Annotated in this window: 11 protein-coding genes and 4 pseudogenes; 7 read left to right on the top strand and 8 right to left on the bottom strand. The window is 55.5% G+C overall.

All coding sequences use genetic code 11. From position 1 onward, the window contains the following. Nucleotides 1-592: 592 nt before the first annotated feature. Both H4J77_RS18305 and H4J77_RS18310 read left to right on the top strand, forming a co-directional pair. The gene (locus H4J77_RS18305; RefSeq protein ID WP_036991849.1) at nucleotides 593-1024 is read left to right on the top strand and encodes a disulfide bond formation protein B; all 432 of its coding nucleotides are present in this window, start codon (nucleotides 593-595) and stop codon (nucleotides 1022-1024) included. Then, nucleotides 1021-1707 carry a thioredoxin domain-containing protein gene (locus H4J77_RS18310; protein ID WP_036991847.1) on the top strand — a complete coding sequence of 229 codons (687 nt, stop codon included), beginning with the start codon at nucleotides 1021-1023 and terminating at the stop codon, nucleotides 1705-1707. The genes H4J77_RS18305 and H4J77_RS18310 overlap by 4 nt, the downstream gene beginning before the upstream one ends. Before the next feature lie 194 nt (nucleotides 1708-1901). On the opposite strand, the gene H4J77_RS20020 is transcribed toward H4J77_RS18310, so the two are convergent. Together H4J77_RS20020 and H4J77_RS18320 are read right to left on the bottom strand one after the other, a co-directional pair. Continuing rightward, nucleotides 1902-2030 (bottom strand): hypothetical protein, encoded by a 129-nt coding sequence (locus H4J77_RS20020; protein ID WP_259364921.1) that lies wholly within the window; start codon nucleotides 2028-2030, stop codon nucleotides 1902-1904. A 133-nt stretch (nucleotides 2031-2163) separates the two neighbouring features. After that, nucleotides 2164-2439 (bottom strand): hypothetical protein, encoded by a 276-nt coding sequence (locus tag H4J77_RS18320; protein WP_036991844.1) that lies wholly within the window; start codon nucleotides 2437-2439, stop codon nucleotides 2164-2166. A 495-nt stretch (nucleotides 2440-2934) separates the two neighbouring features. On the opposite strand from H4J77_RS18320, the pseudogene H4J77_RS18325 reads away from it, so the two are divergent. The 3 genes and pseudogenes from H4J77_RS18325 to lspA form a co-directional block, all read left to right on the top strand. Next, nucleotides 2935-3075 (top strand): annotated as a pseudogene (locus H4J77_RS18325) (MerR family DNA-binding transcriptional regulator); the annotation flags it as partial. A 140-nt stretch (nucleotides 3076-3215) separates the two neighbouring features. Next, nucleotides 3216-3563 carry a DUF3703 domain-containing protein gene (locus H4J77_RS18330; RefSeq protein WP_036991842.1) on the top strand — a complete coding sequence of 116 codons (348 nt, stop codon included), beginning with the start codon at nucleotides 3216-3218 and terminating at the stop codon, nucleotides 3561-3563. After that, nucleotides 3560-4072, top strand: a complete 513-nt coding sequence (gene lspA, locus H4J77_RS18335) for a signal peptidase II (protein WP_036991841.1) — start codon at nucleotides 3560-3562, stop codon at nucleotides 4070-4072. Before H4J77_RS18330 ends, lspA begins: the two co-directional genes overlap by 4 nt. Nucleotides 4073-4471: 399 nt before the next feature. On the opposite strand, the gene H4J77_RS18340 is transcribed toward lspA, so the two are convergent. From H4J77_RS18340 to lnt, 3 genes are all read right to left on the bottom strand, one after another. Continuing rightward, a complete protein-coding gene (locus tag H4J77_RS18340) occupies nucleotides 4472-5056 on the bottom strand; it encodes a protein-disulfide reductase DsbD domain-containing protein (RefSeq protein WP_036991839.1) in 585 nt (194 codons plus the stop codon). A gap of 16 nt (nucleotides 5057-5072) precedes the next feature. Beyond that, the gene (locus H4J77_RS18345; protein ID WP_220469429.1) at nucleotides 5073-6266 is read right to left on the bottom strand and encodes a protein-disulfide reductase DsbD; all 1194 of its coding nucleotides are present in this window, start codon (nucleotides 6264-6266) and stop codon (nucleotides 5073-5075) included. Nucleotides 6267-6520: 254 nt separating this feature from the next. Then, nucleotides 6521-7960 carry an apolipoprotein N-acyltransferase gene (gene lnt, locus H4J77_RS18350; protein ID WP_036992120.1) on the bottom strand — a complete coding sequence of 480 codons (1440 nt, stop codon included), beginning with the start codon at nucleotides 7958-7960 and terminating at the stop codon, nucleotides 6521-6523. Nucleotides 7961-8232: 272 nt separating this feature from the next. Here lnt and H4J77_RS18355 point away from each other — a divergent pair. After that, a pseudogene (locus tag H4J77_RS18355) lies at nucleotides 8233-8414 on the top strand (IS256 family transposase); the annotation flags it as partial. Nucleotides 8415-8657: 243 nt separating this feature from the next. Here H4J77_RS18355 and H4J77_RS18360 read toward each other — a convergent pair. Both H4J77_RS18360 and H4J77_RS18365 read right to left on the bottom strand, forming a co-directional pair. Next, nucleotides 8658-8930, bottom strand: a pseudogene (locus tag H4J77_RS18360) (signal peptidase II); the annotation flags it as partial. A 9-nt stretch (nucleotides 8931-8939) separates the two neighbouring features. Further along, entirely contained in the window at nucleotides 8940-9833 is an 894-nt protein-coding gene (locus H4J77_RS18365) for a cation transporter (protein WP_036991838.1), read from the bottom strand. Nucleotides 9834-9912: 79 nt separating this feature from the next. Here H4J77_RS18365 and cadR point away from each other — a divergent pair, with 79 nt between their 5' ends. Continuing rightward, nucleotides 9913-10341, top strand: a complete 429-nt coding sequence (gene cadR / locus H4J77_RS18370) for a Cd(II)/Pb(II)-responsive transcriptional regulator (RefSeq protein WP_036991837.1) — start codon at nucleotides 9913-9915, stop codon at nucleotides 10339-10341. A gap of 58 nt (nucleotides 10342-10399) precedes the next feature. Here cadR and H4J77_RS20025 read toward each other — a convergent pair. After that, nucleotides 10400-10620 (bottom strand): annotated as a pseudogene (locus tag H4J77_RS20025) (IS3 family transposase); the annotation flags it as partial. Nucleotides 10621-10768: the final 148 nt, after the last annotated feature.

Here is a 10768-nt window from a genome sequence, read left to right on the forward strand (position 1 = left end):
ATTCTCCGATTTCTAAACGTACTGGAAAGCGGAGACGGCTTTTCCCGGCAGGGAGAGCGTCCCCGCAGGTGGGTACAGCGGTTTTAGGTCAGGCGATGAAGCTGATTAGCAGGGGCATTCAGCACGGATGCTGGCGGCTTTTCAGAATGCGCAGCCGCTCAAAGGGTGTGGCGCTTCACAGCGCTAAGGGCTCCACGATTACCGGACGTGGACGACGTGGTACGTGATGATGATTGTCGACCTTTAAAGGTTTGTCAAGATTGCCCCCGTAGTGTCATTTTTTTAATGCGGGCGTAGTAAAACCGTGTCCGGAATCAATTGATCACTACAGACGGATGACAATGCGCAGCGTGTGCCTAGCAATTTTAACGTTGTCAATGCATAGTCTGGACTGAGCATTGACAACGGATTTAACCCAGCGGTGAGACTGGTTGCGCAGCGGGTTTCTGGTTGCTTTTCGCTTTGGGTGTGCCGTTGGGCGAAGCCTGCAACGCTTCTAAGGAGCCTTGCCGATAAGAGGAAGTATGATGTCCCGAATCAACTGGGTGGCGGATCTACCGCAAGTGTTTGTCATCTTCAAGAGCTCACCGAAATGAATGCCCAACCTTCGAGGGCGACCTGGAACCTGCTGCTAACCTGGCTGGTTGCACTGGTATCGACCCTGTCCGCGCTATTCATTGGCGAAGTGATGGGGCAAGCACCTTGCGTGCTGTGCTGGTTCCAGCGTGCATTCATGTTTCCGCTGGCAGTGATTATGGCCATAGCTTGCTACCGCTCGGATTTCACAATTTGGCGCTATGCCCTCCCGCTGACCACTATCGGTGCGGCGCTGGCATTTTTTCATACGCTACTCTATGCAGGGCTGATTCCACAGCCGATCCAGCCTTGCACAGCCACCGGCCCATCCTGCTCGGGATCCGGGATGACACTCTTCGGCGTAGTGCCACTGCCCGCAATCGCTCTATTCTCCTTTATCCTGATAGCCATTCTGCTCATTCTCATCCGTCGGAGAACAACTCTATGAATCGCCGTTCCGTGGTCCTGATCATCAGTGCCGTGATCCTGGCCGTCTTTGCTGCCGCCGCATTCTTCTATTCCTCCTCACAGTTGCAGTCGCCTCAACAGGCCGAGGCTCCCGGTTCGACAGCCCAAAAGACCGCGGCACAACCCAAACAGAGCGGCGGCCAACTTGTCCGCTCCCACTCGCCGGTATTCGGTCCGGTGCAGGCCCCAGTAACCATAGTCGAGTTCTTCGATCCTTCCTGCGAGGCATGTCGCGCCTTCCACCCTTATGTGAAGCAGATTCTCGCTGAGAATCCGGAAGATGTGCGTCTGGTATTACGCTATGTGCTGTTCCATCCGGGTTCGGAAGAAGTGGCGCGGATGCTTGAGGCGGCGCGCAAGCAAAACCTCCATGAACAGGTGCTAGAGGCTGTGCTGGAGGCCCAGCCCGGTTGGCACGACGATCCCAAGGTGGCACAGGCATGGGCTGCTGCCGAGCGCGTCGGCCTGAATCTCGAGCAGGCCCGCCAGGATATGCACGCACCTGGCGTCAACGCCGTGCTGGAAACAGATATGCAGGACGTCATGGCTGTTGGGGTTCGTGGCACCCCGACCTTTTTTGTCAATGGTCGTGCGCTCAGCGAGTTCGGCCCCGAGCCGCTGCGCCAGTTGGTGAGCAGCGAAGTAGCCAAGACATCACTATAACAATGAAACATATACTAATTCGCCAAAAAACCACCGAGCATGGTCGCTATCCTCGTAGCCCTCGGGCGGCGTGTAAACGGTCATGATCTCGTCCTTGCGCAGCACGCGGCCTCGATCTCTGCATCGATGTCAACACTGCCACGCGCATGGGTGAATAGATGCACCGCACCGCCACCGATAATGAAGACATTGAGCTAGCCTGGTGGGTTGCCGTCCAGTAGCGGCAAGGCCTGGGCGAACAGATTACCAATGGCCCGGCCCAGCGGCGTAGCTAAACGGACAGGGTCTGCGGCCCCCTCATTGGCAGTCTCGAGTAGTGTCATCTTCACTTCCACTCAGCTCATCTGGTAGTTCGATGCTGCATAGTGGAAACCTCATTCATGGCACAATGGATTCGTTTAGGCCGGGCTTCACCCGTGGCCCATTCGCCGCTTGCTCATCTTCAAGGACAAATTTCTAAGAGTCTTCGTAGCTGCGGCTGCTCGCCCATTCCAAGTCATACTGCACTTCAAGGTGAAAAGCCTCATAGAGTCGCCAGGCCTTCTGGCTGGCGTGCTCCAAGGCCTTCTCCACCCCGGCTTCTGTGAGGGCTGGGAGCTGCTCACGAAGCGACGCGAGCTTCACATAGACGGCATAAGCTGCATCGCGACTCTGGGCGGCATTCCCTTCGGCAATTTTTCTGTTCAATCCAGCCATCAACTGTTCTATCTCAGTCGTCTTAACGTCAGTCATAAGCTACGCGCCTCTGTTTGGGTAAATGGGAGTGGCTGTCGATCCGGTTGGCCAGGCTTTCAATGCCAGGATTCGGCGCGGACCGTTGAGTACGATGAGGCCAGCGACCGTACCAATCACCAAATCTGGATAGGAAGAAGCCAAGTGATTCTAGCTTGGTCGCGATCTGGTCAACCGAACCGTCATGCAAAGCGCGCACCTGTCAGCTGCTTAGATCAAAGGCCAACGAATTGAGCTCAGGAAAGCCATTCAGCGCGAGCCGAATCATTCGTTCTTCTGAAGAGCAACCCATTTTGGGCACTGCTGATCCATGCTCCTTCATTCAAAGGCGCGGTTGCCGCTTCAGTGGTTGCCGACACGGGGCCACAGCCACTGGGTTTCTCACAGGAATTCATGATCAGCTTCTCCTATAGAACTTGATCCTGCCGATTAAAAACCATGTAGCAGGCATAGGGTCAAGCCTGGATATACTGGCTTTTTACCAAGGGACAGACTATTCGCATCGGCCAACTTGCACATCAGGCGGGGGTGGACATTCAGACGATTCGTTTTTATGAACGTCAGGGACTGCTTCCACCGCCTAATCGCGAAGACACTGGCTATCGAACCTATAAAGCAGACCATGCGGACAAACTGCTGGCCTGCTGGGGGGCGACAAACCTCTTTTATGATTTCGGCTTCAAGTCATTTTTCGCGTCGCCTGAATCCATAGCGCTTGACCCTATAGCTGCTATAGGGTGTTCACTTAGGCAATCTGCTGCGTAAGTGAGATCCAGATGAATACCGCTCTCCGCATTGCCATCGATGAGGCCTTTTTCCAAGCTAGGAAAGCACTCAGTGAAAAGGCGCCAACCGAGGCTTTCTCTTGGCTGGAGCGAGCCCACATATTGAGCCAGCGAATGGCTATTCTTCATGCTCAGAGCCATTGGCTGATGCTAAGGGCTGGCTGGCAGTTGCGCGACTTTCGAGAGGTGCCCAGCCAAGTTCCGCGAATCATAGCGGCCCTGCTGTTCTCTAAGATCTGGGTGCCGCTCGGAAACAGCGGGCGCGCCAGGGTCAGTGCTTTTGCTCCGATGCCCATCTCACCGGAGCTGCAGCGACTTCTTCAAGGAGAAACGCGATGAGCTCGTCTCCTAGAAGGTCACTTCTCGCTGCTCCCTGGTTCTGGTGGATGCTATCGCTGGCCATTGCCTCGGCCGACCTAGCGATGAAAAGCGCAGTTACGGGTTCGCTCCCGGTCGGCACCGTGATTCCTTTCACCCCGTTCTTCAATCTGGTTCATTTCTGGAATACCGGTGCAGCGTTCAGCTTCCTGGCTGACGCGGGCGGTTGGCAGCGTTACTTCTTCATCGTCATAGCTTTGGTCATTTCAATCGTGCTGGCTCTGGTATTGCGTAAGCCCAGAGTCAACAGTGAAGCGCTAGGCTATAGCCTTATCTTGGGCGGGGCAGTTGGGAATCTGATCGATCGCGCATTTCGAGGCCATGTAATCGACTACCTGGATTTTTACTGGCAGTCCTGGCATTGGCCTGCGTTTAACCTGGCGGATATTGGTATCGTCGTCGGCGCCGCCATGTTGATCCTGGGCAGTTTGCTGAGCCCAAAGGCGGAAGCCGGCCGAGTCAAAGAATGAAAGGCTGACCCTCAACAGTTACGGTGCGCTGGGCAGGCAATCCCGCAAGGACCAGGCGACCCGCATGTTAACCATCGCTGTCCGGGAGAAGGCGTTGCCGGCGCCTTGATGAGCGTTGCAGCCCGTTTTCTGGCTCGCTCGCTCCAATACGAGATTCCCCAACAAGATTTATCGATTATCTGGGACAGGATGCCGACACTTCCCCGAAGCCACTTCATCATGCGGAATGTGCGAATTACAATGTAAGTTTGCCGTTTAACGAAGCGAGTCTCGCCCATCTCTAGACATGAACTCTGGCATGGCCTTGAGCTGCCAAGAGCAACCACGGCAATCGGGATACTCTGAATAAGCTGTTCACAGTCATTCCCCAGTTGCGTCACTTCCAAAGTGCGTTCTGACTTATTGTCGGCTGGTATCGTCCAGATTCAGCGCAACAGGCATGTCAGTCGGTGCCAGGCAGACGCCCTCGTCACTGCAGGCCTGCGCCCGTACAATCATTTCGAGCCTGCCTACCTTTTCCAGCACGGCAATCTGTTTTCCGTCGGGCCGCAGCCGAATACTCGCACCATCGTCATACACCTCAAGGGCGGTGTCACCCAGCACAATGTCACTGACCCGGCCGCGCGGGTACTGCGTCGGGATTTCAAGCGCTTGGCCGTTGACTGAAGAATTGACGACAGTGGGAATCAGGAACTCCATAGAGGCCGGATTGGCATTCACGTGCCAGCCCGGTTCAATGTTCAATGTCAGAACGAATTCACCAGGCTTTCCCGCCAATGCTGCGTCGCCTTTCGCAAGAGTGAGGCGTACCTTATCAGCGGAATTCGCCAATCCTGTTCGGGCCGAAACCGGGACTTCAAGAGCGGCTCGTTCAGTCTGGACAGCGTCGGGGTTGTTTCCGTTGGTGTCGATCAACATGAACGCAGCGATCGCGAGGAGAAAAGCCACTACACCAGCCAGCAATCCTTTATGTCGAATCACCATGATTCATCTCCAGTATCTAAGGTTGTAGGTTTTCGGTACGACTGATAGCTTCGACCAAGCTGTCGGCGTCAAAAAGCCCCGTGAAACGGGCGATAACGGTGCCGTCACCGTCAATAACCACTGCGAAGGGTAAGGCCTGCCCACCGGTCGCAGTTAATAGCGCATCTTTTTCGGGGTTGCTCGCTGTCACGTCCACTTGTATAGGCACCATCTTGGTGCGCCGCACGGCTTTGGCCACGGAGGGCTCTTGGTAGACCGTGCGCTCAAGTATCTTACAGTTGATGCACCAGTCGGCGGTGAACTCCAGCAAATAGGGTGTGCCCCGGGCTTTTGTCTCCGTCAGTAACTTTGCGGAGTAGGGTTGCCAGACGAGTTCGTCTCCGTTGCTGTCCAGCGGGGATGCAAATCCCATAGTCATCGCAAGGGCAAGGCCTGCCGCCGTTGTGGTGATCACACGCACGGTACCATTACCCTGGACGAAACGGCGAGCACCCCAGGCCAGCACCAGTGCCAGCCAAGACCACCATAGCCAGGGATAAACCGCTTTGGGCATCAGGCTCGCGCTGAAGAAGACGGCTGCGGCCAGCAAGACCAGCGCGAGCCCTTCTCGAATGGCCAGAGTCCAGGGCCCCGCCTTGGGCAACCGGCTCAGCCACTTGGGTTTGAGGATCAGTGCCGCGTAGGGCAGCGACAACCCCAGCCCGATACTGCCGAATATCCCCATAGTTACCGGCGCCGGCTGGGTAACGGCAAAGGCTAGGACTCCACCCAGGAAAGGACCAGCACAAGGTGCAGCCAAAACCGCACTCAATAACCCCGATAAGAATGCTTCAGAGTAACGCCGGCCATGGGCCGAGGCGGCGAACGACGGGATCGGAATGGGCAAATCCAGCCACGTGACCACCGCAAACCCGACCAGCAAGGCAACAAGGATACCAACGAACACCGCGGACTGAAACAAAGTGCCCCAGCTCCACTGAAGAAATGCGGTCAATCCGCCCAGCGTCAAGAAAAACGCGAGTGTTCCTGCGGTGAACGCCAATGCGGCCAGCACGCGGTGCGATCGTTGGCTGCCCGCCTCTCGTAAGATAGTCCGGACCTTAATAGGAATCGCGGGCAAAACGCAGGGCGTCAGGTTGAGCAGCAAACCTGCCACTGTCGCCATTAAGAGCTGGCTGGCGATGAGTAAAGAGGGAATGTGATCGATCATTCAGCTATTCCAGCCCTTCCCACGATTCCCGACTGAAACGTCCGGTCTGACCCCGCCATTGGCCGCTTGCATCCTTAAACAGAAGGTTGTTTGAGTGCTCATATCTCTTCTCCATATAGACGCCGCCAACATTAACAGGAGCGAGAGCCACAGCAACGCATCGCTTTCCCGGCTTGTGAGCTTTTTTCTTGATAGCCAATTGCCACATGTAGACAAATCCCTTCCTCCTCATCCGATTTAAAATCTGCTCGCTGTCATGTACCCAAGCGATGATACTGCCGAATTCGACGAAGCAGGAGCAAGCCGAGTCCGAGTGCGATCACGCCAAGGACAGGCCAATCCCGCCAGCGCACATAAGGGGTTGCGCCAGTTCTGGGGGTCACTTCGGCACTGAGGGTGGCTACGCGGAATTGAGGAGCGCGTGTAAGAACCTTTCCCTCGTAGCTGACAGCTGCTGTGATACCCGTGTTCGTGGCTCGCAGTAGGTCACGTCCGGTTTCGATGGCACGCATGCGGACCATCTGAAAGTGCTGGAAAGGGCCGAGCGAGCTGCCGAACCAGGCATCGTTACTGACATTCACCAGCAACTGCGCTTCGGGCAGAAACTCCGTGACTTCAGCACCAAAGACCGCCTCGTAGCAGATGAGTGCCCCTACAGGCACCCCTGCTGCCTTCAGGACGTGCGCTTCCCGTCCCGGTGTGAAATCGGACATGGGCGCCCCGAGCACGTCGAGGGACGAACCCAAAAACTCCCGAAACGGAACATACTCACCGAAGGGCACCAGGTGACGTTTGTAGTAGAAGCCTGAGGGATCGGAGAGGCTTGTCACCGCGTTGTAGGTGCGACCGTCCTCCTCGCGTATCGGGACGCCAATCATCAACGAGGTGCCGGCCTGATCGGCTAACGCCTTAAGCTCAGCAAGATATTCTCTAGCCTCGTCATGCCACATCGGGATTGCCGTTTCTGGCCAAATCACAATGTCGGCCCCGAGATGCTGCTTCGTAAGCGCCTGATAACGGTCCAGCGTGATTCCCCGTGAATCCGGGTCCCATTTTCTGTCTTGCGCGATGTTTCCTTGCAAGAGGGCAATATTGATAGGATCAGCGGCTGGCTGCGTCCACTCATGATCCAGGAGCTGCAAGCTGGCAAGAGTAGCGGTTAACACGGCACCGGCTACCGCTGCACGGCGCAGGCTTGGATTTAAAACAACCCAAGCCAGGCCGCCAGCGAGCAAGGCCACCAGAAAACTCACGCCAAGCACACCAAAGACAGGCGCGATAGTGGCGAGTGTGGTGTCGGTCTGGCTGTAGCCGACAAAGAGCCAGGGAAAGCCGGTTAAGAACCAGGTGCGCATCCATTCACTCAACACCCATGTCGCTGGTAGCCCTAGCCAGAGGGCCGTCGCATCCATCTCAGGGTGCAGGCGGCGTACGAGGTACGCGACGCCCCATGGAAAGAGGGCAAGCAGCGAGACAAAGGCCGCTGTAGCTAACATCCCCACCACGGGGCCATTGCCGTACTGGCTGATGCTGACGAAGACCCAGGAGACACCTACACCGAAGTAACCAAGGCCAAAGAAGTAAGCCGACCATAACGCCTGACGCTTTGAAGGTTGCGCGGTCAGGACAAACAATGCGGCCAGAGCGACCACCGCAAGCCATGCCCAACCAAAAGGGGCAAAGGCAAGCGGCATGGCGCCTCCGGCAAGCAAAGCCATCACCCTCGTTACAAGAGTCTTGTAGCGCATTCCCGTGGATAGGTCGAAGAGTAGCGCGCACTTATCACCCAATGCTCTCGCCTCCGAAATCAAGATCAATCCTGTGGCTCATGCTTTCTTGCTCCGCTCAATTCAATCCCATCACCCCATTCCTCGGGCTCACCAGGGTGGCAAAGTGAATGTTTCTGGACTCGACTCGGTGCGCCGCAAGCTGGGAGCTGCTGCTTCGTATTCAGCCAGCAAGACAATGGCGGCGTGGATGGGATAGGTTCATTCCGTTCCTTGTCTTCCCGCCTGCCATACGAAAGGTATTCTGGTTGGCGCTACGTAATATCACTGCCAACTGGGGTAGTGCGGCGCATGACTGGAAACCGCTATGACTCAGTTCGTGATCCTGTACGAAGATCGTTTCACCAAGCCAACCTGGTAAGTGAGGGCCTACCTGATGGCAGGCCATTAACAGCCCGAACACAAAAAATCTGACAGTCCCACTGAGGTGACCAAGTGGTTCAAGGCTTACATGGTCTGCTTTTCCTTCCGAAGCCGTGGAATGACATCTATCACCCGTATAAGCAGTAGGCTGCGATCAGCCCTGTCAGGAGGTCTCCCGCGGTGTCCTCTAAGGCTGTCGACTGGAAGAAAAGTACGACACTGGGCAACTCGGAAAGCATGTCAGATTGCCCATGGTGCCACCGAGGATAAGACGGTATGCAATGAATTCTCTTTTATGACGATTTTTAAAAAAGTAGCGCTGCCAGCCCCCACCATGCGCAAAAAGACTGAATGCGGCACGGGTGCTCCATAGATGCACCCAGTTAAAGAGCAGGATCACTTAAACAGATTCGCCCTAGACCATTGATTGCTGCACCAGCCACTTTACAGCCTGATCAGACGCTGCCAGCAGGCTTGATATGGGCAACAGGGCATACGGCGAGAGTTTTGCCAATGATGGGCATTACTTCAACGCCAGAATGCGCCTGGCACCGTTAAGTACAATGACCCCCGAGACTGTGCCGATAATCAGATCCGGATAATTGGATCCTGTCCAGGCAACCAAAGCTCCGGCAATGATAACCCCCAGGTTGATCACTACGTCATTGGCCGAGAATATCCAGCTTGCCTTCATGTGCGCCCCGCCCTCACGGTGCTTGGATATGAGCAGCAAACAACTGGTATTGGCAATCAATGCGACAAATGCGATAGCCATCATCACCAGCGATTCAGGCTCACTACCGAATACAAAGCGTCTCACCACCTCCACAAGTACGCCTATAGCCAGAATTAGCTGCAGCCAGCCTGCTAGATGCGCGGCGCGTACCTGCATTTTTACGCTATGCCCGACCGCATAAAGGGCAAGGCCATAGACGGCTGCATCTGCAAAATTGTCCAGGGATTCTCCAATCAGCCCGGTGGACTGGGCGATTAGACCGGCAGTCATTTCCACCCCGAACAGAAGTGCATTGATGCCGAGCAACCAACGCAGGGTCCTGGATTCTTGCTTAGCAGAAGCTGGCGAGAACTCAGCGGCCTTGATGGTCTCCGGATTTGCAGCGACGGTTTCCTGAAGCGAGGCTCCTAGCCTCAAGGTCTTCAGTTTCGAGGTGATGGGCTCGACTTCGCCGTCATGCACGACCTTGAGCCGGCGGTTCGACAAGTCGAAGGACAGCGCCCGAATTTCCTCAAAGCCGTCCAGGGCCAGGCGAATCATTCGCTCTTCTGATGGGCAGTCCATCTTCGGCACGGCATAAACGCTGACCCAGTTCCCTGACGCTTCGGAGGAGGCATGCATATTGCTATCCACTGCGGACGTTGCGTCACCGTCACAGGCGCTACCACAGGATTTTCTCATGCTACTATTCCACTTGACAAATGTTGTGGTACCATTTAAAACCATAAAGCCACTACAAGGTCAACAGGGGAGAAGGCTGATGCGTATTGGTCAGTTGGCGCAGCTGGTAGGGGTCGAAACGCAGACGATCCGCTTCTATGAACAGCAGGGCTTGTTGCCGCCGCCTGATCGGCAGAACAACGGTTATCGTGTCTATACCGAGAAGCATAGTGAGCGGCTTGCCTTCATCCGTCGCTGCAGAATCCTAGACCTGTCACTGGCTGAGATTCACGAACTACAGAGCTATCAAGACGAGCCTCATCAGCCTTGCACCGCCGTCAACGCCTTGCTCGATGATCACATCTCTCAAGTGCGGTCACAGATAACCGGTCTGCAAGCGCTTGAGAAACAACTCGTTTCATTAAGAGCGAGCTGCAACGATGATCGGGAAATTGAGGTTTGTGGGGTTCTTGCTGGAATTAGCGAAGGAAGTGTGCATCAGCAGGAGGTTGGAGCACTAACCAGATAATCCGATAAAATATCGGCTTGCTTCACTCTCTCTCTCATGCAAAGGTAAGATCAACCATTTAATCCGCGTACCCGGAAGAGCAAGTACTCTCTAACTCTCCCCCAGCCACAGCGGGCGGTGGTCCACCGTTGAACTGATATGGCCGTTGCAAGTTGTACCCTGGCATCAGAAACCGACTGATATCCTGCTGTGCCCGCGATGCACTCATGTAGCCCACGGTCAGCCCCATTCTGCTTCCAGACTGCGAAACAGCCGCTCCATTGGCGCATTGTCATGGCATAGGTACCCTGGTCCGAATGAACAGCACGTCCTGGGGTCGGTCACGCTGTTCGTACGTAAGCGTCCGGTGATCCCGTCTTGAGCTGAGCACTGGGGCCGTCAGGATAGTGTCCACTTATTTTCTAGTGGACACTTAATATGAGCACTG

This window comes from Pseudomonas sp. 5Ae-yellow, from assembly GCF_014077575.1.
GTDB classification, from domain to species: Bacteria; Pseudomonadota; Gammaproteobacteria; order Pseudomonadales; family Pseudomonadaceae; genus Halopseudomonas; species Halopseudomonas neustonica.